The organism is Mesorhizobium vachelliae (assembly GCF_033977325.1).
GTDB classification, from domain to species: Bacteria; Pseudomonadota; Alphaproteobacteria; order Rhizobiales; family Rhizobiaceae; genus Mesorhizobium; species Mesorhizobium vachelliae.
On record NZ_JAVIIR010000004.1, the window covers coordinates 282,752 to 307,024 of the forward strand.

Consider the following 24,273-nt stretch of genomic DNA (forward strand, 5'->3'; position numbering starts at 1 on the left):
TTGCCCCTCGCATGGACAAAGACATGCACGTCAAACTGGCTGCGATATCGTCGGCGAATGCTGTTTCAAGTTAGCCCGTTTTCGTCGGTCAGGCCAGAGTCATCGGACGCGCCGCGGCCAACCGCGAAAGCATATTCGTGAGCCAGCAGGTCGTAGAATCTGTCAATGCCGGGCAATCCGATGGAGATGGCATAGTCGCCAACGTCCCGGGGAACCTCGCGGCCCAGCCGTTTTTCGAAAAACCAGGCTGCCAGCAGGGCACGCGGCACCGGCGCCGGCGGCGATGGTGACTGCTGCCTGGCCAGAGCCTTGTCCCGGTAGCCGGGATAGAGACCCAGTTCGCGCAATCGGTCGAGGATGGCTCGATGCAGTTCGCCATCGCGGTCCCGCGCGAGCGTCTCGACGGCCGCATCGTCCTCGATCATGCGATCGAGGCCGGCAAGGTCCGTTCCATTGTCGCGCGCCCAGCCGATGACGTCGGTCTGCCGCATAAGCCCGCGTCGCGAGCGGAAATCGCCCATGGCACGCCTGACCGCCTGGCGATCCGGTGCGGCATGCTCGCCGCGGGCCAGCAGGCGAAGCAGCGCCTCGCGACGCAGTTGCGCATAGTCGCCACACAGCCGAAGCTCGTCGAGAACGGCGTCCTGTTCAGCGGTGGCCTTGCCGCCTGGCCGGGCGGCTTCGTTTCGCCAGGACGCATTGTGCCAATTCTCCGTCCATTCGAAATGGAAGTTGGGAGGCCCCTGCGCAGCGCCACTGCGGATAAAGGCATCCATCTCCTTCAGCAGCTCCAGTCCGTCCTGGCGCTTCCTGTCGAGCTTGCCCGTTCGCAGCCAGGCCGCCAGCTCCTGTTCCGTACGGCGATCGCCGACGTCCGCCAGCACGTCCGGCCAGGTTCTTCCCCGGTAGAAGCGCGCCTTTGAGGAAGCCGCGAGGCGCGCCCCAGTCGTTCTGTCGATGATACCCTCCGCGACCGCCTGCTCGAGCGTCGCGCGAATATTGACCATCGGCTCACTCAGATGGATGTAGCCGGTCTCCGGCGGACCATGAATGAGGGCGACCTCGTCGTCGTCGGTGAGCTCGCCGTCGCGATAGGCATTGAAAATACGCCCGACGCCGCGCATGCCGAAAGAGTGCAGTTCCGCGGCGCGCAGCGCGCCCATGCTGGACGCGCCGAACACGGCGATCCCTTGCGTCAAGGCCCAAAGTATCTCCTTGTGCAGCACAGCCGGCTGACCGTCGAAATAACCGTCGATGACGCCGATTGCCCTGGGGCGGTCGCGCGTGGCGGCATAAAGATCTCCCTGGCGCACAGGAGGGCGGAATTCGAACCCGCCGTAAGATGCGATGTCATGCGCGCGCAGGCTTGGGCCGCAAAAGACGATCGGATTCACGGTCCGTCATCCGACATTCGGCGGGCTCGCTCGCCCGGCATATAGGCGTCATGATCGTCGGGACCTTCGAGGCCAGGTATCACAACGCGAACCACAGGCAGGCCGATATCCTCCTTGGACAGATCAACGGCGATGATCTCGCTTACGCCTGCCGCCTGCAGCCTTTCGACCAGCCAGGCCACATTGCCTGCAATCCCTTGTGCAGCCCTCCCCTCGGCGGAGGCAAGGCATCTCGTGCTGGAACGTTCGGCTAGCAATCTCTCTGCCTGCCGTCGGCGTTTGTCACGATAGTCTTCGCTATATTCTTCGGCGCTCAGATCGTCTCGTGCCGCCGATACGTAAGTCGTTCGCACCTGAGCCGCCTCGATGAGCGCCTTCAGCAAAGCGGTCTCCGGCACCGGGTGCGCCGCCGCACCTATGCCATAATGGCTGTTGCGGTCCCGGCGATCCGCGATCAGGCAGAAAAAGGCCGGCACGCCAACGTCAGAGGTCGTTTCCCACGCCGCGACGTCGAAGTCCGCGCCTTCCAGCTTCTTCAACACTTCTCGACACGGACCGTCCGACGCACTGCCGAGGTCAACGCCGGTGCGTCGGCGACTGGCGGACGGCATCCGGTTCCACAACGCAGTCGCGTCGCGTTCGACGATCTCGCAAACCCCGTGATGGATCGCTTCGTCGGCAGTATTTCCCGAGGCGAGCCCATTGCTGCTGCAGTCAAAGAAGCCACTTCCAGGAGGCGGTGGGACCGTGAAGTTGGCCCGCACCGACTCATATGGCAGCCAGCGCGTCTCGCCTGAGATCATCTCCCGGCCTTCAATCCATAGCGTCACAAGGTCCTTCGTAAATGCCGTGGCGCTGATGCGAGGCAGCCGCTCAATCTCGGCGAACCGGTGCGATTGCGAGAGTTCAGCCATGCTGCCGAGCTTCAGTGGGCGGTCGATGTGCTCCGCATGGTAAAGCTCCGCCGCTTCCATAAGGCCCGAAGCCGTGGCCGATTCCAGGTCGATGCCCTTGCCTTGCGAAACAGCCAGCGATCGGGCATTGGGGCGGCACACCATCACCACCGGTATGCCTATGCGATCAAGCCCGGTCACATTGGCGACCCTGGTAATCCCCATTCGCGCCCAGTGCGGGCGAATCCGGGCAATCGCGCTGTGGGCGCCGTCTGCGCGATCAGGAATTCCCGGCACGGCGCCATTCGCCAACGACACTGAGGTTTTCTCCGAGGGATCGCCAGAGCTTACCGATTTCCACCGACGCCCAACAGATCAGGTCTCGCGGCTCAGCCTACATTTTCGATGATTTTGCCCGCTTGGCCCTTGCACTCCAACCTTTGAGAATATAGGGCTTTGCGCGGTCCGGAGTGTAGCGCAGCCCGGTAGCGCACTTGACTGGGGGTCAAGGGGTCGTCGGTTCGAATCCGGCCACTCCGACCACTAAATCCTTGAAATCCCCCGCGAAGGCGGCACGAATGTGCCAGGCGAGCTTATGCTCGCCGCCTAACTCGCATGCCCCGCCAGCATGCGGCGCGCGCTTTCCTCATCGGTGATCAGGATGGTCGGCGCGATCAGGTTCATGGCGCCGAGCAGCGCATCGGTCTTCTCCTCGCCGCCGGAAGTGAGGATGCGGATCGGCGCCTTGCGCAGGCGGTCGACATCCACCGACATCACGTGGCTGTTGACGGGATGATCGACTAGGTCGCCCTTGCGGTCATAGAAATGGAACAGAAGGTCGCCGACGGCGCCGCGCGCCAGCAGGGCCTCGCGGTCCGCCTCCTTGAGGAAGCCGCCGCGCGAGAAGGTGGTGGCCGAAGCGATGCCGCCGACGCTGAGCAGCACCGCGTCGAGCGCGTCGGCCATTGCAAAAATCTCCTGCAGGCCGCAGCGCTCGACCAGCGCGATCTTGGTCTCGACACTGTCGACGACGGCGGGCGTGGGCATCAGATAGCCGTCGCCCTGGAATATCTGGGCAAAGCGCCAGGCGAACTCGGCCGGATTGACCCGGCGCGCGACGCCGACGCCGCCAAGCAGCGAAATCACGCTGAAATCGGTGAGCGATTTGGCGCTGATGAAGGGCAAGGTGTTGAACAATGTCACGCCCCAGCCGACGCCGACCCGCATGCCGGATTTCATAGCGTCGGACAGGAACATGCCGGTCTTGGCGGCGATCGCCGGGATCGGATCGGCCTTGGGGTCGGTGAGCGGCGCCACCAGCGCCTGCTGCAGGCCGAAGGTCCGTTCCAGCGCGCGCTCCAGCCGAACGATCTCCAGAAGCTCGCTCTCGATGGTGATCTTCACCTCGTTGCGCGCCCTTGCCTCGGCCAGCATGCGCACAATGGTGACGCGGCCGACGCCGAGCACGTCGGCGATCTCGTTTTGCGTCATCTGCTCGACGAAATACATCCAGGCGGCGCGGATCCTGAGGCGGTCGGTCCGGCTTTCGCTCACGACCTGCTCGGATGCCTCAGCCACCGTCCTGCCGTTTTCTGGTTCGCCCTGCCGTCGCCTGCCCAACTTCCCCTCCAACCCCGACGATGAGACCGCCTCGCCGATTCTGCATGCTGGTTAAATATCGTCTATTGATCTACCAAGCGAGACGAACAATCTAGAGAGGGCGACTGGCGCCCCAAGCCGCGAGCGGCTTCAGCATTTCGAGGCAATTGGCGATGCTGCGACAAATCTCCGAGGATGTCCGCGCCAACCTGAAGGACCGGCTTCGGGAACTGCGCGACGCGATCCGCCAAAACCGTCACGACAGCGCTGGCGGTGCCTCGCACGACATCGCCGGCAACTTGCCGCCCTTTCCGGGCCGCAGCCTGCTTGGCCATGCCGCGAGCGCCGTCGACGAGGCTCTGACGATCGCCGAATCCTTCGTTCCGCATTCCCGGCCAATCAAGGTCGACGGCACGACCGTGAAAAGCCTGCGGACCTATTTCCCGCAGGGGGATGAAGACCGGCAGATCGGCGGCGAGCGTCAGTTCAGGCGTGACATGTATTATCTGACCCGCGCGGTTCTCGCCGGCTACGGCATAGACAACCCACGCGTTCACGAGGCGAGCTTTTCCGCCGTGCATGCCGCGATGCGCAAGCGCTATGCCGATCTTCTGGCTGCCGCGACGGCGGAAACGGCATCCACGGACCAGGTCGCGGCGGCCTGCGCGGCCCTCCTCGTCGAGTGCCTCAACCACCGTCCGGTCCAGCCCGGCGAGATCGGGACAGGCCCGGCGATAGCCGGCGACCGGTCTCTCGACATCAGATGCCTTGCGCCGGTGGTGCTTGCCTGCGGACTGGCGACCAAGGCGGACCGCGGCACGCCCGAGCCCGACATTCTGGAGATCGCGGTGCTGGCGGCCGAGGTGCGGGAGGATCGCATCCGGCAGGCCTGCGCCCAGGCCAATGCCGTCCAGGAACTGACACCGGCTCTCGCCACTCTGCTCGCGCATCTGACGTAACCGCGGACAGTGACCGCTATTGCTCGACCGCCAGGGCCGCGATGGTCTTCTTGGCGCGCTGGATCGAGGCCGGGCTCATGCTGAGCTCGGTCAGGCCCATCCCGATGAAGGTCGGGATCAGGTCCGGACGGCCGGCGGCCTCGCCGCACATGCCCACCATGATGCCGGCGGCGACACCCGCCTTGGCGGTCAGCTCGATCGCCGACATCACCGCCGGATTGGTGACGTCATTGAGCTTGGCGACCGTCGGATTGAGGCGATCGGCGGCCATGATGTACTGGGTGAGGTCGTTGGTGCCGATCGAGAAGAACGCCACTTCCTTTGCCAGCGCCGGCGCGATCAGAACGGCGGCGGGCGTCTCGATCATCACGCCGAGGTCGAAGCTCGCATGCGGCACGCCTTCAGCCTTCAGTTCCGCCGCGCATTCATCGACCACGGCGCGAGTGCGCGTCACCTCGGCGATTTCCGAAACCATCGGCAGCATCACCTTGATATTGCCCTGGACGGCGGCGCGCAGCAGCGCCCGCAACTGGCGTTTGAAGATGTCGGGGCGGTCGAGGCACATGCGGATACCGCGCCAGCCGAGGAAGGGATTTTCCTCGTCGGGAAATTCGATGCCGGCGATCGGCTTGTCGCCGCCGATGTCGAGCGTGCGCACGATGACCGAATGCGGCGCAAAAGCCTTGGCCAGCGCGCTGTAGGTCTCGGCCTGCATATCCTCCGACGGCAGATGCATGTGACGCATAAAGAGCAGCTCGGTGCGAAACAGGCCGACGCCCATGGCGCCGGCTTCCTGCGCCGCCTCGATCTCTTCCAGCGAGCCGATATTGGCCGCGACCTCGATCACCGTGCCGTCGGCGCGGGTCGGGGTCACGCTTTTGAACACTTTCAGGCCGGCGCGCTCCTGCGCCGCTGCTTCGACACGCCGGGCGAAATCAGCCCGCGCGGCTTCGTCCGGATCGACGATCACATGCCCGGCATTGCCATCGATCGCGACTTCCCTGGCTGTGCGCAGCTCGTTGACCTTGTCGCCAAGACCCAGCACGGCCGGGATGCCGTGCGAGCGGGCGATGATGGCGATGTGCGAGGTGGCGCCGCCGTGGCCGCAAACCACGCCGCCGATGCGCTTCAGCGGCGCGCGTGCCAGATCCCAGGCGCCGATATCGTCGGCAATGAGGATCGCGCCCTGCGGAATCGTCTCAAGGCTGACTTCGTCCTGACCAAGCAGCACAAGGCAGATCTGCCGGCCGACGGCATGCACGTCGTCGGCCCGGGCGTTGAGATAATGGTCGTCGACCGCGCTGAAATCGGCGGCGATGGTGGCCGAAGCCGCGATGACGGCCGAGACCGCGTCGTCGCCACCCCGGATCAGCCTTTCGACCTCGCCCGTCAGGCTGTCGTCGGCGGCGATGTCGCGCAGGGCCGCGACGATGCCACGGTCGCCGGCGGAGAGGTTGTTCTCTGAGAGCGTGCGGTCCATGCGCGCCTGGACGCTGGCGACGGCGCCGTGGAAGCGCTCGAGCTCACCTTCGATCTCACCGGCCTGCAGGCGCCTGCCCGGTCCCTCGATCTCCGGCGGGAAATGGGCGAAGGCCGGCCCGATCGCCACGCCCTCGCTGGCGGCAACGCCTTGCAGTTTCGGGGTTCCATCCACCGCTGCGGCGGCAGGCGGCGCGGCCTCGGGAGCGGGCGCCGCGGCCGCGGGTTCCGAGCCAGCTTCACCCGCCTCGCCCTCGTCATCGAGGCCGGCGCGCGGATTTTCCAGATAGCCGATCAGCGCCTCGACCGCTTCGATCGCGTCGGCGCCGTTGGCGCGCACGGTGACCTCCTGGTTCTCCTTGACCGCCAGGAGCATCAGCTTGACCGAGCTTTTGGCGCTGACCGCCTTGCCGTCCTTGACCAGCTCGACATCGGATTCGAAACCCTTGGCGAGTTTCACGAACCGCGTGGCGGGACGGGCGTGCAAACCTTCGTGCACTCTGACGATGGTCGAGCGTTCCATGGCAATACTCTAGGTTTGGGCGCCGTCGACAGACAGCGCGGATATTATCAGGCGGCGATTGTGATGACAGCGCCCGGCGTCAGGGCGGCCACGAGCGCTTCGGTATCGACCTCGGAAGCGCAAACCTCGCCCGGCCTTTCGGCCTCCGATGCTCCATTGAAGGAGATCACGACATGACCCATCTCGCGGACCTTACTCCAGGCCGTGGAGCCGACCGCCGTTATCGTCGCCGAGACCGGTCCGACCGTGATCGAGGCGCCTGTCGCCGGCGCATCGTCGCTCGGGCCGTCTTCCGTCTTGTGCAGCACGGAAACCTCGGCCAGTTCGGGAGGCGAGCCATCCGCGAAAAGGATGACCACGCCGCCCTCGGCGAGGTCCGCCACTTCGGGTCCTATTGCTGTGACCCGTGTCTTGAGAAGAACCGACATATGGCGAACCTCGTTTTTTACCTGTGATTTAGAACACGATCAGGGAGACGACCCATGCGATCAGCACGGAGACCGGGCCCATGATCTGGCGGCTGATGAGCACCGCCGGCACGCCGATTTCGATCGTCTTCGGCTTGGCCTCACCGAGCGCCAGACCGACGGGAACGAAGTCGCAGCCCACCTGGGTGTTGTAGGCAAACAGCGCCGGCAGAGCCATTGCGGGCGAGATGGTGCCGTTGGCGATCTGCGGGCCGATGATGGCGACGCCGATGACCTGCGCGATGACCGCGCCTGGCCCCAGGATGGGCGACAGGAACGGCAGACCGCAGATGGCCGAAATGACCAGCAGGCCGACGATGTTGTTGGCCAGCGGACCCATCGGCTGCGCAAGCACGTCGCCGATGCCGGTGTAGAGGATCAGGCCGATCAGCATGGTCACGAAGGCCATGAAGGGCAGCACGTTGCGGACGACCTGATCGATGGTGCGGCGGCCGGAATTGAAGAAGATGCCGACCACGCGGCCCATGACGCGGCCGATCGAGCTGATCAGGCCGATAAGCCCGCCCTCGCTCGGCAGCGGCTCGGCCGCCCTGGCAGTGGTGTTGTTGCTTGAACTCATCGATGCTGCTCCCCCCGCAGTGGTGACCGCTTCGGATCCGTCCGCCATTGTGACGTTGGCCGGCTTCACGCCCGAAACGTAGATGTCTTCCGTGATGAACTGGGCGAGCGGACCCGCCTGGCCGACCGGCGTCAGGTTGACGGTCGGGATGCGCTTGCGCGGATAGACGCCGCAGCGCGCCGTGCCGCCGCAGTCGACGACGACGACCGCCATCTCGCTTTCGATCGGCGGCGACTTGAAGCCGTCGACGGCCTGGGCGCCGGTCATGTCGGCGATGAGCTGCGCCACCGGATGGATGCCGCCGCCGGTCACCGACACTACCTTGTTGCGCTGTTCGGTCGGCTCGATGACCAGAGGGCCGCCCCAACCGGTAGAGCCCCTTGAGATCTTTACTGACTTGTATGTCTTGGCCATGGTGTCCTCCCGCCCTTAGAGCTCGACGCCCTGGCGGCGTGCCATGATGGCCGTGATGCGCTCGGTCAGGATGCCCTTCAGCAGGATGACGACGAGGCCGACGATGGCGTACCAGATCGCCACCTTGACGTGATAGCCATTGGCGATGACGCCCCGCTTCTCGAGGTCGAGCAGCGCGACCAGCATGCCGCCCCAGACGAAATATTCGCCGGGATTGATGTGCGGGAAGAGGCCGAGCGGCGGATGCACATAGGACACTGCCGCGTCGTAGAAGGCAGGCTTGTGCTTTTCTTCCAGGAACGAGCCGAACGTGTAGGCCATCGGGTTCGTAAGGAAGAACACCGACAGGACCGGCAGCACCGTGTAGCGGGTCAAGGCGACGCGGCCGGCCCCGCGCGCCAGGCCGTGGACGCGCTCCTCGCCGACCAGTTCGGTGACGGCGTAGAAGGCGGTCATCAGCACGACCAGGGTCGGGATGATGCCGGTGACGAAGCCGGCAAACACTTCGCCGCCCTTCTGGAAGATGCCGATGAAGTACTTGCCAATCGCGGTCAGCCAGCCGAGCTGCTCTTCCTGCTGCACGTTCTTCAGCTGTTCCTTCAGCTGATCGGCGGTGACCGGCGCATTCGCCTGCGCCAGGACCACGAGATGATCGGTGGCGCGCTCGATACCGAGCTTGCCGTGCCAGGCAGCATCCGAGACCATGGTGCCTGCGACATGCAGGTTATGCACCGCCAGGTCGGCATGCTGCGCCAATAGTGTAATTACAGACATTTCTCCTCCTTATGACCCCTGCCGGTCATTCCCAGCCGGCTGCCGGCGTCCGTTTATGCCCTTGCTACGTTCAAGCCGGCCAGGCCCGGCTTCTTCCCCGGCTCCGACCGCGCGCGGTCGATCTGCTCGATCGCTCGCTTCACGGCCTCGGCCACACCGGGTTCCCCCTCCCCCATGATCGCAGGGTTGGACCGGAGTCGATCGAGGGGGATGCCCTCGAATTCTTCATGTCGTTTGAACTTGGTCAGCACCGAGCGGCCGCTCATGACCATCATGCGGCGCACGATGAGATCCGGCGTCACGACGACCAGCGCGATCGTGCCCTTGGCCAGCCGTCCGCGGAAATTGCCCGCGCCGACGAAGCCGTCCTTGAACTCTCCGGTGACACCTTTGAAGACGTCCGAATAATGCCGCATCTGCAGCCAGACACCGAGCGATTGCAGCGCCCAGACAACAAACAGCAGAAGCAGCGCCCACTGCCAGATCGCCATTTCGGTTTCCTCCCGAGTCGCTTTCTTCGGCACATATTGAACGGAGCCGAGACGACCCGAAAGTGAGAACATTTGTTTCCTCGAATGTCAACATGTATTATATTAGCCGGTATATCGCTCCACAGGCAGCCGGCCGATTTCGGCATCGGCAGGGCCTGTGCTAGCCTGTCGTCAAACGGGATGTGAGACATGGATCTGCCTTTCAGGCACGAACTCGCGCTTATGCCGGACCTTCGCCACCGGCTGCGGCAGTTGCGCTGGTTTCGCGCCACCTTCCGCAGCAGCGCGAAGGTGGTGTCGGAAACCTTCGGCGTGCGTTTCGAGATCGACGAGGCCAAGCTGACGCGCGCCTTTCTCGACTGGATCGAAGTCATGGAGGCGCAGAAGCGATTCGCGGCGATAGACCGCGCCGACTTCATCGTCTTCGCCGCCGGGCTGGTTCTGCGCGAGCTGATCCGACAAGGGCCGGCGCGGGAGGTCTCAGGTCTCGGCGAAATGATCGAGACCGAAGCCAATGCCGGCACGGCGGAAATCGTGCGCTTCTGGCCGGAAGGTTTCCTCTATACCAACTATTGCGTGTCGGCGATCCTGGCCGTGCACGAGCAGGAATTCGGCACGGCGCCCAGCATCGACAAATGCGCCGACGACCTGCGCACCTGGTGGTCCTACCGCGAGAACGCGACGGAAATGCCCGCCTATGCCGTGGCCTTCCTCGACCGCTTCCTCGGCGCCGAGCCCAACTGGATCACCCCCGACCGCGCCCAGTCGCGCCAGGCCATGCAGCGCGCGCTCGGATCCTCGCCGGTCAGCGAGGCGCTTCGCCAGCTTTGAAGGTTGGGGACGCAGCCGCCTCCTATTGAACATCTGACTTTTTATCGATAGCGATGTGCGCATTGGCACAGGAGCCGGGAGAAGCGCGTGGCGCAACCTAGACTGATGATTTTCGACTGCGACGGCGTTCTCGTCGACAGCGAACCGCTCGCCGCCAAGGCCTATGAGCGCGTTTACGAGAAGCATGGCATGCCTGGCGTCCATGGCGGCATCATCGCGCAATGCGTCGGCATGAAGCAGTCCGACATCATCGTCAAAATCAAGGAACTGACCGGCCATCAGTTTCCGCCCGCCGCCGACGGCGACATCTGGGCCGAGACCAAGCTGCTCTTTTCCGAGGAGCTGAAGCCGACGCCGGGGATCGCGCCATTCCTGGGCGCGCTTGCTGGCGACCGCTGTGTCGCTTCGTCGTCCTCGGTCGAACGCATCAACCACAGCCTGGCGGTGACCGGGCTGTCACGCTTCTTCGGTGAGGTGATCTTTTCTTCCTCGATGGTGAAGAACGGCAAGCCGGCGCCTGACATATTCCTTTACGCCGCCGAGAAGATGGGCGTGAAACCGGCTGACTGCATCGTGGTCGAGGATTCGCCTTTCGGCGTCCAAGGTGCGGTCGCGGCCGGCATGATCGCGATCGGCTATACCGGCGGCGGACATACCTATCCCGAGCATGGCGCACGGCTGATGGCCGCCGGAGCCGACTTCGTTTGCGCAGACTGGCATGACGTCAGTCGGGAATTGGCCAGGCTGGGCGTGCCGGCCTGATCTAACCCTTTGTTGGAACAAGATCTTCTGCGAAAACGGGCTCCCACTTTTCAGGATCATGTTCTAGCGGAGACTTGGAAATTTGCGACCGGCCCATTCGCCGGGAGGGACCAATGCTCCCACGCGGAAGTTGAAGGACAGGACCCTCGTTGCATCGGCGTCGACCTCGCAGCGGAAGGTCAAATCGAACCATTGGGTGGCCGTGCTGAAGGCGGCCTGGGTCGGATTGAGAACGTTGCCGATTTTCAGCGGAATGGTAGGCAGCCACCTGGGAGAGTAATCGGCGCTCTGCAGTTCCTGGTTCAGCACGTTGGCGCACAGGTTGGCAACACGCTGATCACGCGGCACGTTCTCCATGGAGCTTGTGGCCTCCATGTTGCCGGTCGCACCCTGCGAGTAAAGCTTCCTGACGCCTGGAAGGCCGGAATAGATCGGCGATCCGGCAGCCTCGTTGTTCGTGGGATTTGACATCCCCATACCAGCGCTGGGAGCCCTTAAAGCTCTTGCGGATTTGAACTTCATTGGCTTTGCCGGTTTCGGCTTTGCCTTTTGGGTCGAGGATGGAGGCGCGGGTTTGCCTCCAGTTTCGGCCGCCAACGGCTTTGGCGCCAAGACTGCCTGCTTCTCCTCGGTTTGCGGCTCCTGTTTGTCCGGCTGCTGTTTATCGGTGTCCTCGGTTGCCGGCTTCTCCTCGCTTGGCGTGGGCTTGGCCTCCGGCTGGGTTGTGTCAGGCTTCTGGTCGGCCTTGCTGGACTCTGCTTGCTGCTCGGGACTGGGGGGCGGGTTTGGCGCGGGCTTCGCCTCGGCTGGCGGCTTCGCGGCCGTGTCCTTGGCCGGCTGCGGCGTGTTGGCTTGAGCACTGCTGCCGTTCAGCGATTTTTCCGGTCCGGTATCCTTCTGGCCATATTGAAAAACGCGTTTCAGAACCTGGTCGTCCGGCAGCTTCTTCGGCTCCGGAGGCGGCTTTTGTTCTGGCGGCTTTTCAATCTTCTTTTCAGGCGTCGGCTCCGGCGACTTGGGGGCAGGTTTAGGCTTTGGCTGCTCGGGCGGCACGATCGCGACGTTGACCGGCTGTTCCTGCTGATCCGGCTGTTGCTCGGGTCTCGGCAAGCCAAAGAACAAGAACGTTGCGATCAGCGCATGCAGGAATAGCGATGCGGCCAAGGCCCACCGCCAATTCCGAAACCATTCCCGCATCTTGCCGCTCATTGCGTCCGATGTGGAACGAAATGACGGCGGCTTCAAGCACCAGGCTGGGATTTGCCCGAGAAGCTGGCCTGACAACTCGGTGATCGCAGGGCCCGTAGCCTAAGAGCAAGCCGGATCAAGGCCCTGCGGGGATTGGCTTACACCAGCATGCTCATCGGGTTCTCGATCATGCGCTTGAAGGCGCCGAGGAGTTCCGCGCCGAGCGCGCCGTCGACCGCGCGGTGGTCGGTCGAGAGCGTCACCGACATCACGGTGGCTATTCTGATCTCGCCCTTCTTCACCACCGCACGCTCCTCGCCGGCGCCGACCGCCAGGATCGTCGCATGCGGCGGGTTGATGACGGCGGCAAAATCCTTGACGCCGAACATGCCGAGATTGGACACCGCCGTCGTGCCGCCCTGATACTCTTCGGGCTTGAGCTTGCGGCTCCTGGCGCGGCTGGCCAGGTCCTTCATCTCATTGGAGATCACCGACAGCGTCTTTTCATCGGCATGCCGGATGATCGGGGTGATCAGGCCGCCAGGGATCGACACAGCGACGCCGACATCGGCGTGCTTGTGCTTGACCATGGCGTTCTCGGTCCAGGACGCATTGGCATCCGGCACCGCCATCAGCGCCATGGCCATGGCCTTGATGACCATGTCGTTGACCGAAAGCTTGTAGGCCGGGGCTTCGCCCTTGTCGGTCTTCCTCATGGGTGCCGCGGCATTCAACTGCGTGCGCAGCGCCAAGAGCGCATCGAGATCGCAGTCGAGCGTCAGATAGAAATGCGGGATGGTGGACTTGGCCTCGACCAGGCGGCGCGCGATGGTCTTGCGCATGTTGTCATGCGGCACGAGCTCGTAGGAGCCCTCGGCGAAGAGACGCAGAACGTCCCCCTCCCCCTTGAGGGGAGGGTGGCCGGCCGCAGGCAGGTCGGGTGGGGTCGCTTCTGCTGGGCTCGGCGCCGAATAGGCGGTGCCTTCTGAGGCGACCCCCTCCGTCCGCACCGCGGACACCTCCCCCTCGAGGGGGGAGGAAATCGCGGCCTCGACGTCGGCGCGCACGACGCGGCCACGCGGACCGCTGCCCTTTATACCGGCAATCGAAAGACCCGCCTCGCGCGCCAAGCGGCGTGCAAGCGGCGTCGCGCGGGCGGCCGACGGCGATTGGCTGATCTCCCCCCCTGTGGGGGAGATGGCCGGCAGGCCAGAGGGGGGCGCGACGGAATGAGACGTTGGCGCGACAGCGCCCCCCTCTGTCGGCTGCGCCAACATCTCCCCCGCTTGGGCGGAGATTGGCGCGTAAACCTCGTCGTCGGCATAGATCCATGCCACCGGCTCACCGACCGGAATGTCCACGCGCTCCTTGCCTGTGATGTTGCGCAGCGTGCCGCTGGCCGGCGCATCGATCTCCATTGCTGCCTTGTCGGTCTCGATCTCGAAGAGCACGTCGCCCTTCTTGACGTGAGCGCCCTCCTCGGCGAACCAGCGCGAGATCTGTCCGGTCGCCATGTCCATGTCGACCTTGGGAAGAATGACCTCTGTCGGCATCGCTCAGCGAACCCCTTTCACGAGGTCGCGCGCGGCGGCGATGATGTCGGGAACCTGCGGCACCGTCGCCTTTTCCAGATCCGGATTGTAGGGGATCGGCGTCTCGGCGCCGCCGAGGCGCACGATCGGCGCATCGAGATAGTCGAACGCCTCGCTTTCGGCGACGAGCGCGCTCACTTCCGCACCGATACCGAGCGTCTTCACCGCTTCGTAGACGCAGAGCAGGCGCGATGTTTTCTTCACGCTGTCGATGACGGTCTGCCTGTCGATCGGGCGGATCGTGCGCAGATCGACCACCTCGATGTCGAGGCCCTCGCCTTCGAGCGCGGCCGCTGCGTCGAGCGCCTTCTGCACCATGATCGACGTGGCGACGATGGTGAGGTCGCGGCCTTCGCGGCGGATCTCGGCCTTGCCGATCGGAACGGTGTAATGGCCCTCGGGCACATGGCCCTTCATCTTGTAGAGCAGCTTGTGCTCGAAGATCATGACCGGGTCCGGATCGGCGATCGCGGCAAGCAGCATGCCCTTGGCGTCGTGCGGCGTCGCCGGCTGGATGACCTTGAGGCCAGGCACATGGCCGAGCCAGGCCTCCAAGCTCTGGCTGTGCTGCGCGGCGGCGCCCGTGCCGGAGCCGGCCGGAAAACGCATCACCACCGGCACCGAAACCTCGCCGCCAAGCATGAAGCGCATCTTCGCCGCCTGGTTGACGATCTGCTCCATGCCAAGCGTGGCGAAATCCGAGAACTGGAATTCGAAGATCGGCCGCATGCCGGTGACGGCCGCGCCTACTGCGACGCCGGCGCCGCCCAGTTCGGAGATCGGCGTGTCGATCACCCGGTCGGTACCGTAGCGCTCGACCAGATCGCCGGTCACCTGGAAGGCGCCGCCATAGACGCCGATATCCTCGCCCATCAGGAAGACACGCTCGTCCATGTCCATGGCGATCGCCATGGCTTCCTGGATCGCCTGGGCGTAGCTCAGTTCACGCACCGCGGCGTCCATCACGCATGCTCCGTGTAAACATAGTCCTGAAGGGTGGCGATCTCGGGCGCCGGGCTCGCTTTGGCGAACTCGATGCCGTCGGCGATCTCCTTGGCGACCGCGTCGCGGATCGCCTCAATGCCCTGGTCGTCGATGAAGCCGAAATCGCGCAACTCGGTCTCGAACAGCGTGATCGGATCGCGGTTCGCCATCCAATCCTCGATTTCTTCCTTGGTGCGGTAGCGGTTGCGGTCGCTCTTGGAATGGCCGCGATGGCGGTAGGTCTTGGATTCGATCAGCGTCGGCCCCTCGCCCGCGCGCGCCCGCTCCACCGCCTTGAAGGACGCCTCGGCGACCTCGGAGAAGATGTTGCCGTTGACGATGACGCCGGGCATCGAATAGGCGGCCGCGCGCTCGGCGATGTTCTTCACCGCGGTCGAGCGCGCCGTCGAGGTGGACATGCCGTAGCCGTTGTTCTCGCACACGAAGATCACCGGCAGCTTCCAGATCGCCGCCATGTTCAGCGCCTCGTGGAAGGCGCCTTCGTTGTTGGCGCCGTCGCCGAAGAAGGAGACCACGACCTTGCCGGTCTTCATCCTCTTGGACGTGAGCGCGGCACCCACCGCGATCGGAATGCCGCCGGCGACGATGCCGTTGGCGCCGAGATTGCCCTTGGCGACGTCGGCGATATGCATGGAGCCGCCGCGACCCTTGCAGTAGCCCGTGGTCTTGCCGAAGAACTCCGCGAACATGCGGCTGACTTCGGCGCCCTTGGCGATGCAATGGCCATGGCCGCGATGCGTCGAGGTGATCTGGTCATCCTCGGCGAGCGGCATGCAGATGCCCATGGCGCTGGCTTCCTGGCCGATCGACAGGTGCATGGTGCCGTGGATGAGGCCGCGCATGTAGCACTCTTCCGCGCCCTCTTCGAAGCGGCGGATAAGGTACATCTTGTGAAGCACCTGCCTGAGCTGCTCGGGACTGTACTGGCGATAGACGAAAGGCAGGTTGGCCCGGCTATCCACGACGGCTTTGCTGGCTCCGGCCATGATCACGCCTCCACAGCGCCGTAGACGAGCTTGTCCTGGCGGGCGCGCAGCTCGGCGATCTTCGAGCCCGGCGCGGGCGCCGCGTTGGCATAGGTGATGAGCTCGCCCTTCTTGATCGGCTGGGTCACGGAACCGCCCTGCAGCAGGCCGCAAGGGATGGCGCGCGCCGCATGGGCTTCCGGCGCCGTCATGATCCAGGCGCGATAGCAATATTCGCCGATGGCATCGAGCTTGTCGCCCGGCTTCAGATCCTTCTTGGCGACCGCGCAGACCTCGGCCACGGGCTTTGCCAGCGGCACCATGTCGGCCTTGCCGTACAGCACGACGCGCGCGCAGGTCAGCGGCACTTCCAGCGAAGTCAGGTGATAGGGGCGGTGGAAGGTGAAGTACGGGCCCTTGCCCATCTTCAGATCTTCCATGCGTTCCGAAATGCGCGGATGCGACATGTCGGCCACGACGAAGACGCCGGGCGCCACGCCCTTGCCGATCGAATAGTCGACGACGCCGACCTTCGACAGCACGCCGCCGTCCTTCTGCGGCACCAGCACCTTCGACAGTTCGCCGAGCGTCGCCGACGGACCGTGCATGCCGGGCTTGTCGGGAACCAGTCCGGTCGCATTGGCGATCGCCGCCATCTCGACCATCGTCTTTGAACCGTCGACGAATTCGACCAGCATGCGCACATTCATGTGCCGGCGCTTGGCCTCCTCCTCATAGTCCGGAGGCGTGGCGTCGATGTTGAGTGGGTTGTTCTTGCCCTTGCCGGCGGCGACGATCGGATGGCCCATGGCGGAGACGAACTCGATCAACTCCATGCAGGAAGACGGCTCGTCGCCGGCGCCCAGCGAATAGGTGACGCCGAGGCGGTCGGCTTCGCTCTTGAGATAGGCGCCGATGGTGACGTCGGCCTCGACATTCATCATCACCAGATGCTTGCCGTGCTCCATGGCGCGCAGGCCGATCTCTGCGCCGACGGCCGGGACGCCGGTCGCGTCGATGACGACGTCGATCAGATCGTTGCCGATGATCAGGCTGGAGTCGTTGGTGACTGCGATCTTGCCGGCCTCCATGGCGGACGTCATCGCTGAGGCGTTCGAAACCTCGCGCGCGTGTCCGGTTTCCTGGAAAGCGATATCGACGGCCTTGCTGGCCACCGGAAGGTTCAATTCGGAGATGGCACCGATCTCGATGCCGGACATATGGGCGACGCGGGTGACGATGTCCGTGCCCATTTCGCCGGAGCCGATCAGGCCGATGCGTATGGGCTTGCCGGACTTGGCTCGTTCCTCGAGATCGCGGGCAAGGCCCGTCAACGAAATATTGGACGCCATACCGTGTATTCCTCCCATATCGCATGCTGTTCGGTTGCTTGACGGGTATTGAACATATGTATTTCTGTCAAGACTAATGTCCAGAATTTGGCCGTTGATCGACGCTTTTCCAATTGGTCGGGGCGCAACGGCGAAACGCGTCCAGCGAGCGCCCTGTGAGGAGCCGAATGGAAGCAGGTGTTCGGGCCGAACGCCGGTCAAAGCCGCGCGGCAAGCCGTTCGCGGGCAGCGAGAAGATATCTAGGCGGCAATTGTTACTGGCAAACGTCGACCCAAACGGCGCCGACCAGGTCGGCCATGCGCTGCGGCGTGATGCGCACCGCCGCATTGGTGGCGCCGGCGGCGGGAACGACTTCGTCGAAAGGCTTGAGCGACAGGTCGCAATAGATCGGCAGCGACGCCGGCAGGCCGAACGGGCAGACGCCGCCCGGCGGATGGCTGGTGACGGAGAGCACCTCCTCGCCGCCCAGCATGCGCGGCTTGCCGCCCATCCTGTCCTTGAATTTGCGATTGTCGAGCCTGGCGATGCCGCTGGTCACGACCAGCATGGTTTCGTCTCCGACGCGCAGGCAGATCGTCTTGGCGATCTGCGCCGGCGTCACACCATGCGCCTCCGCCGCCAGCGCGACAGTGGCCGAGCTTGCCTCGGTGACGATGACCTCCACGTCCGGTGCGTGCTCGGCAAAGAAGGTGCGGACCGATTCCAAGCTCATGTGAATTCCTCGTCAGGCCTATCGAGCAGCAGCGGTGGCGAATCGCACGATGCGGCCATTCTTGGCAAGAGCCAGCGCCTGCGCTGTGCAGGCACTAAAAAGCCCACCGGGCGAAATCCCGGCGGGCTTTTCGATGGGCGCTTTTCGCGTCTCTATTGCTTAATAGACCGGTTCTCTTCAGTCGGCACTGTGATCAATTCCTCTTCCGGCATCTGCAGGGCCGAAGCGATGCGCCGGAGCTTGGCGGGGTCGGCGTCCTTGCCATCCTCGATATCGATGATCTCGCCAACGGCCAGGCCGCAGGTCAAAGACAGCTCCTCGATCGTATATCCCCTCGTTTCGCGAGCGGCTTTCAACGGGTTGAGGCCGGACGCGGCAATGATGTTGTTGGAAACAGCGTTTCGTGCGGTGTTGGGCATGGCAACTCCTTGAGATGAAACAGGGTCTGATGAAATGGTGTTGCCTGAGACGGGCGGGAGAATGCTCGTTAACAAATGATTTGCCAAGAGCACCGATGCAGCGTCACGCCATCGTGAAGCAGCGCTTTGGCTGAATGCCTCAGGCTTCGACAATGTGAGGTCGCGCGGCGCTCAATCAAGTTCTTTTGAAGATCCGCGACCGGATTCGCCGGCATTTTCGACGTCCCGATTCGTTAGCTTGCCGTCACCGGCGCCGACAGACGGCGCCGGAAGCTTCTCGGAAGGATCGGATGCCATGAATTTGAAATCGTTCGCAATTGTGCTTGGCACAATCTCAAGCGTCGTCGGCACAACGCAAGCCTGGGCGGCGGATGCCGCACGTATTCGAGGCACTGTCGTCGGCGTCGCCGGATCGACGCTGACGGTGAAGGACCGCAACGGCAAGACCGATGCGATCAGGCTTGCCGACGGCTGGAAGATCTCGGGTGTCGCCAAGGCATCGGCAGCCGATATCAAGCAGGGCGATTTTCTCGGCATCGCCTCGATATCCAAGGCCGATGGCGGCAGCGGCGCGCTGGAAGTCGTAATCTTCCCGGCTGCTCTCAAGGGCACGGGAGAAGGCGACCGCGACTGGGATCTGCAGCCCAACAGCCGCATGACCAACTGCACCGTCGCCGACGTCACCGAGATCGAGGGCCGCACGGTCACGCTCACCTATGACAACGGCCAGAAGAAACAGATCGCGATCCCGCAGACCACACCGATCGTGACGGTCGCCGCCGCCACCGCGGCGGATCTGACGCCGGGCGTCGCGGTGTTCGTCAACGCCGAGCGCGGCGGCGACGGCAAGCTCGCCGCCAATCGCGTCGTGGTCGGGAATCACGGCGTCGCGCCGCCCATGTGAGGCCTCACCCGTCAGGGCGAGCCTGCGGCGCAAGAGGACTTCTCAGAAACAATCCAGAAACAAAAATCTATATTTGGGAAAAATTGTCGAAAAAAACCAGGAGGATAGTCCCTATCGCGAGGCTTGGGTCACGGATTTGATCCGGTGGATCTCGGAACGCCCGCGTAAAAAGGAAACGAAGTCATGAAGAAGTCCCTCCTCTCCGCGCTCGGGCTGGGTCTAGCCTTGGCGTTCACCATGCCGATCCTCGGCGCCACCAGCGCAGATGCGGCCCCGATGAAGAAGCATCATCGTCATCACCACAGACATCATCACCGCCATCACCACCGCCATCATCGCCACCACCACAAGATGGCTCCGAAGAAGGCCTGATCCTTCCCTTCTGCCGATGGGAGGGCTGGCCTTCTTCGCTAGAGCGGGGTCGGCCTTCCCATCGGGTTTTCCGCTTAAGCACCCGGTGATGTCGAACCGCACGCCGGAATGTACATGATGTGGGCTGCGCCGATCCGCGGCCAGACACCGCCTGGTCTTGGCGGTCGCCCGTACCATCCCGACGCTTCGCCATCCGGTTCTCAATGCCCGCTTCGCCCTGAAGCTTGGCTATCTGCCCCACCGCCCGACGCTATACGAGCTGATGTTGTGGCAAAGAGCTCGCTCGCTGATCAACCGCCCAAGGCATGGAAATGGCGGCTGCATTTTGCGGCCGCCATTTCCATAACGATTCAGAAAAGATCAGCGCCGGCTGATGAGAAGGCCGGCAAGCAATCCGACCACGACCAAGCCAACGGCGGCGGCCGTCGCCGGATGATCGCGCGCCGTACGTTCGATCGCCCTGCCCCTGCGCCTTATCGCCGGCAACGCCTCGTGGAGGCGATCGGCAAGTTGCGAATAATAGTCGGACGCCGCCTCGCGGCCATCCTCGTAATAGGCGTCGCCGCGCCTGGCCAAAACCTTCTTGAGATCGTGCAATTGCCGCGAAAGCGCCGCGACCTGCTTGTCGATATCAACGTCGGAGAGGGTCGAAAACGATGCCATGCTTGTTGTCCTTCTCTTCGAGAAGGCCTAACGCGCGGACAACGAGCCAGTTCCGGCGGGCCGACCGCGCGGCATCAAGTCGAAGATGACCCGTTCAACGAACCTGGTCGAGCAGGCGCTTGCATTCCAAGAGGTCGAACAGCGCCTCCTGCAGCAAGGCACGATTGTCACGCGACAATTTCGAAGAGTCGGGTTGAACCGGACCTTCGTCGTCGCTCTTGCCTAGGCCGAAGAAACGGCGGCTGGGCTTCACCTTCGGCTGGCCGACCAGCGCGTCCTCGTCGCCGCGCGGTTGCGCGGCCGCCGTCAGCGGCACCTGCTCGGCCTGGCGGCGCTGGGCGATCGCCTCCACCGCGGCCATGTCGCCATTGCCGATGGCGACCAGAAAATGGTTGCCGTTCTCGCGCAACAGTTTCTGCACGCCTTTGATCGTATAGCCCTGATCGTAGAGCATATGCCTTATGCCCTTGATGAGCTCGACGTCCTGCGGCCGGTAGTAGCGCCGGCCGCCGCCACGCTTCATCGGCTTGATCTGGGTGAAGCGCGTCTCCCAGAAACGCAGCACGTGCTGCGGCAGATCGAGGTCTTCCGCGACTTCGCTGATGGTGCGGAAAGCATCGGGGCTCTTGTCCATGGGCCAATCCTCCACACTGGACCACGATCCGGGCATGGTACCGAATCGCGCCTTATTTCAGCGATTTATGAAACGATATTCAAGCCCGGCGTCAAAACCGCCGGCGGTTTTCAACCGCATTCGCCAGCAAACTACTTGCCGCCCTTGCCCTTGCTGTTCTGGTGCGAACGCAGGATCCGGTTCTTGAGCACGTTCGACGATTTGAACGTCATCACCCGACGCGGCAGGATCGGCACTTCCTCGCCCGTCTTGGGGTTGCGGCCGATGCGCTCATTCTTGGAACGGACGTGGAAGGTGGCGAAGGAAGACAGCTTCACCGTCTCGCCGCGAACGATGGCTTCGCAGATCTCGTCCAGGACCGCCTCGACGAGCTCCGCCGATTCAGTTCGCGACAAACCAACCTTCCGATAAACGGCTTCAGCTAGGTCGGCACGCGTAAGTGTCTTTCCCCCCATGCGACCGTCCCATCTGCTCGCCAAAACGTAAATCGATACAGGTAAAGGCAGAGCCTAAGTAATTGATCCGGCAAGGTCAAGAACCGAACCGGCGAGTTCGGCACTTACCAGCGGAGCAATACCGCGCCCCAGGTGAAACCTCCACCCATCGCCTCGAGAAGCACAAGGTCGCCCTTCTTGATGCGGCCGTCGGCGACGGCCACGGAGAGAGCGAGCGGCACCGAGGCAGCCGAGGTGTTACCGTGCAGATCGACGGTGACCACCACTTTCTCTTCGGCAATCCCGAGCTTCTTGGCGGAAGCGTCAATAATCCGTTTATTGGCCTGATGCGGCACGAACCAGTCGAGGTCCTGCGCCGTTATGCCGGCCTCGCCGAAGGTCGCCTCGATGACGTCGGTGATCATGCCGACGGCATGCTTGAACACCTCACGGCCTTCCATCCTCAGATGGCCGACGGTTCCCGTGGTCGAAGGGCCGCCGTCGACGAAGAGCTTGTCCTTGTGCACGCCGTCCGAGCGCAGGCTCGCCGCCAAAACGCCGCGATCGGTGATCGCGCCGGCGCCGTCTTCCGCTTCCAGAACCAGCGCGCCGGCGCCGTCGCCGAACAGCACGCAGGTCGAGCGGTCGTTCCAGTCGAGGATACGCGAGAATGTTTCCGAGCCGATCACCAGGACGCGTTTGGCGAGGCCGCCACGGATATAAAGGTCGGCAGTGGCAACGGCATAGACGAAGCCCGAGCACACGGCCTGCATGTCGAAGGCGAAGCCGTGATGCATGCCGAGCCGGTTCTGGATTTCGACGGCCGTCGCCGGGAACGTGTTGTTGGGCGTCGAGGTCGCCAGGATGATGAGGTCGATATCGGCGGGCGTCATGCCGGCGCTGTCGAGCGCGGCGCGCGCCGCCGCCTCCCCGAGCGAGGCTGTCGTCTCGTCGTCGGCCGCGACGTGGCGCTGGCGAATGCCGGTGCGCTGGACGATCCACTCGTCGGAGGTCTCGACCATGCCTTCGAAGTCGGCATTCTTCATGATGCGGCGGGGCAGCGCGGCACCGTTGCCGCGCACGACTGATCTGATCAAGGCTCTTTCCTATTCCTCGGCGTCGGCGGCGACACCGGATTTCCTGTTTGCCTGCGCGGTCGGGTTGCGCGCATGGAACAGATCGAGGTCGGCCTCGATCCGGTCAAGCAGATTGTTGCGCACCATGTCGTAGCCGAGCTCGATGGCGGCCGCGAAACCATCCGAATCGGCGCCGCCATGGCTCTTCACCACGATGCCGTTCAACCCCAGGAAGACGCCGCCGTTGGAGCGACCGACATCCATTTTCTCGCGCAGCCTGTCGAAGGCGCCCTTGGCGAAAACGTAGCCGATCTTGGCCATCAACGTGCGGCTCATGGCGGCGCGCAGATAGCCGGCGATCTGCCTTGCGGTGCCTTCGGCAGTCTTGAGCGCGATGTTGCCGGCAAAGCCCTCGGTCACCACCACGTCGACCGTGCCCTTGCCGATATCGTCGCCCTCGACGAAGCCGCGATAATTCATCGAGGCCATATTGGCCTCGCGCAGCATGCGGCCGGCTTCCTTGACTTCTTCCTGACCCTTGATCTCCTCGACGCCGACATTGAGCAGGCCGACGCTCGGGCGCTCGACGCCGAACACCGAGCGCGCCATGCCGGTGCCCAGAATGGCGAAATCGATAAGCTGATGCGCATCAGCGCCGATGGTGGCGCCGACATCGAGCACCACGCTTTCGCCACGCGTCGTGGGCCAGAGCGCCGCGATCGCCGGGCGGTCGATGGTGGCCATCGTGCGCAGGCAGAATTTCGACATCGCCATCAGCGCGCCGGTGTTGCCGGCCGAGATGCAGGCCTGCGCGCCGCCGTTCTTGACCGCCTCGACGGCCTTCCACATCGACGACTTCCAGCGGCCATGGCGCAGGGCCTGGCTCGGCTTGTCGTCCATCCGCACGGCGACCTCGCAATGAACGAACTCGCTCACCTCGCCGAGTTTCGGGAACTTGGCGAGCTCGGGACGCACCACGTCCTCGCGGCCATAGATGACGAAGCGGATGTCAGGGCGGCGGATGGCGACCGTCATCAGCGCCGGGATGACCACGCTCGGTCCGTGATCGCCGCCCATGGCATCGATGGAAATCCTGATCACGTAGTGCTTTTCTCACGGTTTGCCTGGCTTGCGGCGGACGCCTGCCAAGGTAAGGGGGCTCGCGAAGGTTCGGCGAAAATAGCGGTTTTGGGCTGACGCACAACCAACTTTTCCAAAATCCGGACCACTCTCAGGATTTTCCAAGCAGCGAACGCAGCTTTTTCTGGAATTCGCTTTCCTCGGGCTGATCATCGCCGGCAACATCGAGCGAGGCTCCCGGCTTACGTGGATAGGGGTCGATCGCCAGACCGAAAAACTGTTCGGCCAGCGCACCGACATCGATCGTGTCGCCGGAAAATGTCTCGGGGCTGTCCGGTCCGTCGGCGTCGAGGATGATCTCGCCTCCGCCCTCGAAGCCCTCGCGCCCAAGCTTCGACTGCTCGGGCAGGAACAGCGCCTCCACAGGCTCGTCGATATGCGCGGCGACCGGATCCAGCGTGACGATGCAGGCTTGCGTGATGTCGGCCTCGACGCGACCGGTGACCTTGACGCCATTGCGCTTCCAGGAGGCCACAAGCAGCTCCGCGCGATAGCTTTCGACCGAAAGCAGGTCATATTCGGCGGCAAGCGCTTCGCGCTGGCGTTCATCGGCCTCGACCACGACGGGCAGGCCCTTTTGCGGCAACCGCGCGACATTGGCGACAAAGGATACCGGGCTGCGCAATTCGGCGTCTTTCATCACGGCCTCC

The 24,273-nt window shown here is 63.9% G+C and carries 26 protein-coding genes and 1 tRNA gene; 6 read left to right on the forward strand and 21 right to left on the reverse strand.

Going from position 1 to position 24,273, the window contains the following annotated elements; all coding sequences use genetic code 11:
- Positions 1-65: 65 nt before the first annotated feature.
- Positions 66-1,394 (reverse strand): TfuA-like protein, encoded by a 1,329-nt coding sequence (locus RFM41_RS11620; protein ID WP_320245348.1) that lies wholly within the window; start codon positions 1,392-1,394, stop codon positions 66-68.
- Complete coding sequence (locus tag RFM41_RS11625; RefSeq protein ID WP_320245349.1) at positions 1,391-2,605, reverse strand: YcaO-like family protein; 1,215 nt, start codon at positions 2,603-2,605, stop codon at positions 1,391-1,393. The genes RFM41_RS11620 and RFM41_RS11625 overlap by 4 nt, the downstream gene beginning before the upstream one ends.
- A gap of 148 nt (positions 2,606-2,753) precedes the next feature.
- On the opposite strand from RFM41_RS11625, the gene RFM41_RS11630 reads away from it, so the two are divergent.
- Positions 2,754-2,830 (forward strand) — tRNA-Pro (locus RFM41_RS11630).
- Positions 2,831-2,893: 63 nt separating this feature from the next.
- Here the strand turns inward: RFM41_RS11630 and RFM41_RS11635 are convergent.
- Entirely contained in the window at positions 2,894-3,907 is a 1,014-nt protein-coding gene (locus RFM41_RS11635; protein ID WP_320245350.1) for a sugar-binding transcriptional regulator, read from the reverse strand.
- A 152-nt stretch (positions 3,908-4,059) separates the two neighbouring features.
- Here RFM41_RS11635 and RFM41_RS11640 point away from each other — a divergent pair, with 152 nt between their 5' ends.
- Positions 4,060-4,845 (forward strand): hypothetical protein, encoded by a 786-nt coding sequence (locus RFM41_RS11640; protein WP_320245351.1) that lies wholly within the window; start codon positions 4,060-4,062, stop codon positions 4,843-4,845.
- A gap of 16 nt (positions 4,846-4,861) precedes the next feature.
- Here RFM41_RS11640 and ptsP read toward each other — a convergent pair whose 3' ends face one another.
- From ptsP to RFM41_RS11665, 5 genes are read right to left on the reverse strand one after another with little or no spacing between them, the layout of a single operon-like run.
- Positions 4,862-6,847: a phosphoenolpyruvate--protein phosphotransferase gene (gene ptsP, locus RFM41_RS11645; protein WP_320245352.1), complete on the reverse strand. Its 1,986-nt coding sequence runs from the start codon at positions 6,845-6,847 to the stop codon at positions 4,862-4,864.
- A gap of 47 nt (positions 6,848-6,894) precedes the next feature.
- Positions 6,895-7,275: a PTS glucitol/sorbitol transporter subunit IIA gene (locus tag RFM41_RS11650; protein WP_320245353.1), complete on the reverse strand. Its 381-nt coding sequence runs from the start codon at positions 7,273-7,275 to the stop codon at positions 6,895-6,897.
- Positions 7,276-7,303: 28 nt separating this feature from the next.
- Positions 7,304-8,308, reverse strand: a complete 1,005-nt coding sequence (srlE, locus tag RFM41_RS11655; protein ID WP_320245354.1) for a PTS glucitol/sorbitol transporter subunit IIB — start codon at positions 8,306-8,308, stop codon at positions 7,304-7,306.
- A gap of 15 nt (positions 8,309-8,323) precedes the next feature.
- Positions 8,324-9,082, reverse strand: coding sequence for a PTS glucitol/sorbitol transporter subunit IIC (gene srlA, locus RFM41_RS11660; RefSeq protein WP_320245355.1), 759 nt, complete (start codon positions 9,080-9,082; stop codon positions 8,324-8,326).
- Positions 9,083-9,135: 53 nt separating this feature from the next.
- A complete protein-coding gene (locus RFM41_RS11665) occupies positions 9,136-9,573 on the reverse strand; it encodes a transcriptional regulator GutM (protein ID WP_320245491.1) in 438 nt (145 codons plus the stop codon).
- Between the two features lie 189 nt (positions 9,574-9,762).
- On the opposite strand from RFM41_RS11665, the gene RFM41_RS11670 reads away from it, so the two are divergent.
- Together RFM41_RS11670 and RFM41_RS11675 are read left to right on the forward strand one after the other, a co-directional pair.
- Positions 9,763-10,404: a hypothetical protein gene (locus RFM41_RS11670; protein WP_320245356.1), complete on the forward strand. Its 642-nt coding sequence runs from the start codon at positions 9,763-9,765 to the stop codon at positions 10,402-10,404.
- Between the two features lie 87 nt (positions 10,405-10,491).
- Positions 10,492-11,166: an HAD family hydrolase gene (locus RFM41_RS11675; RefSeq protein ID WP_320245357.1), complete on the forward strand. Its 675-nt coding sequence runs from the start codon at positions 10,492-10,494 to the stop codon at positions 11,164-11,166.
- A 63-nt stretch (positions 11,167-11,229) separates the two neighbouring features.
- Here the strand turns inward: RFM41_RS11675 and RFM41_RS11680 are convergent, their stop codons facing one another.
- The 7 genes from RFM41_RS11680 to RFM41_RS11710 form a co-directional block, all read right to left on the reverse strand.
- Entirely contained in the window at positions 11,230-12,375 is a 1,146-nt protein-coding gene (locus RFM41_RS11680; RefSeq protein WP_320245358.1) for a DUF930 domain-containing protein, read from the reverse strand.
- Positions 12,376-12,512: 137 nt separating this feature from the next.
- Positions 12,513-13,907, reverse strand: a complete 1,395-nt coding sequence (locus RFM41_RS11685) for a pyruvate dehydrogenase complex dihydrolipoamide acetyltransferase (RefSeq protein WP_320245359.1) — start codon at positions 13,905-13,907, stop codon at positions 12,513-12,515.
- Positions 13,908-13,910: 3 nt separating this feature from the next.
- A complete protein-coding gene (locus RFM41_RS11690; protein WP_320245492.1) occupies positions 13,911-14,909 on the reverse strand; it encodes an alpha-ketoacid dehydrogenase subunit beta in 999 nt (332 codons plus the stop codon).
- Positions 14,909-15,937: a thiamine pyrophosphate-dependent dehydrogenase E1 component subunit alpha gene (locus tag RFM41_RS11695; RefSeq protein ID WP_320245360.1), complete on the reverse strand. Its 1,029-nt coding sequence runs from the start codon at positions 15,935-15,937 to the stop codon at positions 14,909-14,911. Before RFM41_RS11695 ends, RFM41_RS11690 begins: the two co-directional genes overlap by 1 nt.
- Positions 15,938-15,939: 2 nt before the next feature.
- Positions 15,940-17,268, reverse strand: a complete 1,329-nt coding sequence (locus RFM41_RS11700; protein WP_320245361.1) for an NAD(P)H-dependent oxidoreductase — start codon at positions 17,266-17,268, stop codon at positions 15,940-15,942.
- Between the two features lie 254 nt (positions 17,269-17,522).
- Positions 17,523-17,981: a YbaK/EbsC family protein gene (locus RFM41_RS11705; RefSeq protein ID WP_320245362.1), complete on the reverse strand. Its 459-nt coding sequence runs from the start codon at positions 17,979-17,981 to the stop codon at positions 17,523-17,525.
- A gap of 152 nt (positions 17,982-18,133) precedes the next feature.
- Positions 18,134-18,400, reverse strand: coding sequence for a helix-turn-helix domain-containing protein (locus RFM41_RS11710; protein ID WP_320245493.1), 267 nt, complete (start codon positions 18,398-18,400; stop codon positions 18,134-18,136).
- Positions 18,401-18,695: 295 nt separating this feature from the next.
- On the opposite strand from RFM41_RS11710, the gene RFM41_RS11715 reads away from it, so the two are divergent.
- Together RFM41_RS11715 and RFM41_RS11720 are read left to right on the forward strand one after the other, a co-directional pair.
- The gene (locus tag RFM41_RS11715) at positions 18,696-19,304 is read left to right on the forward strand and encodes a hypothetical protein (RefSeq protein ID WP_320245363.1); all 609 of its coding nucleotides are present in this window, start codon (positions 18,696-18,698) and stop codon (positions 19,302-19,304) included.
- Positions 19,305-19,487: 183 nt separating this feature from the next.
- Positions 19,488-19,676 (forward strand): hypothetical protein, encoded by a 189-nt coding sequence (locus tag RFM41_RS11720; protein WP_320245364.1) that lies wholly within the window; start codon positions 19,488-19,490, stop codon positions 19,674-19,676.
- 360 nt (positions 19,677-20,036) lie between these two features.
- Here RFM41_RS11720 and RFM41_RS11725 read toward each other — a convergent pair whose 3' ends face one another.
- The 6 genes from RFM41_RS11725 to RFM41_RS11750 all read right to left on the reverse strand — a co-directional run bounded on the left by RFM41_RS11725 (position 20,037) and on the right by RFM41_RS11750 (position 24,263).
- Positions 20,037-20,339 carry an ElaB/YgaM/YqjD family protein gene (locus tag RFM41_RS11725; protein ID WP_320245365.1) on the reverse strand — a complete coding sequence of 101 codons (303 nt, stop codon included), beginning with the start codon at positions 20,337-20,339 and terminating at the stop codon, positions 20,037-20,039.
- 94 nt (positions 20,340-20,433) lie between these two features.
- The gene (locus RFM41_RS11730; RefSeq protein WP_040983239.1) at positions 20,434-20,973 is read right to left on the reverse strand and encodes a MerR family transcriptional regulator; all 540 of its coding nucleotides are present in this window, start codon (positions 20,971-20,973) and stop codon (positions 20,434-20,436) included.
- A 131-nt stretch (positions 20,974-21,104) separates the two neighbouring features.
- Complete coding sequence (locus tag RFM41_RS11735; RefSeq protein WP_040983242.1) at positions 21,105-21,428, reverse strand: integration host factor subunit alpha; 324 nt, start codon at positions 21,426-21,428, stop codon at positions 21,105-21,107.
- A 104-nt stretch (positions 21,429-21,532) separates the two neighbouring features.
- Positions 21,533-22,504 carry a beta-ketoacyl-ACP synthase III gene (locus RFM41_RS11740; protein WP_320245367.1) on the reverse strand — a complete coding sequence of 324 codons (972 nt, stop codon included), beginning with the start codon at positions 22,502-22,504 and terminating at the stop codon, positions 21,533-21,535.
- Between the two features lie 9 nt (positions 22,505-22,513).
- A complete protein-coding gene (gene plsX, locus RFM41_RS11745; protein WP_040999912.1) occupies positions 22,514-23,584 on the reverse strand; it encodes a phosphate acyltransferase PlsX in 1,071 nt (356 codons plus the stop codon).
- Between the two features lie 130 nt (positions 23,585-23,714).
- A complete protein-coding gene (locus RFM41_RS11750; RefSeq protein WP_320245369.1) occupies positions 23,715-24,263 on the reverse strand; it encodes a YceD family protein in 549 nt (182 codons plus the stop codon).
- Positions 24,264-24,273: the final 10 nt, after the last annotated feature.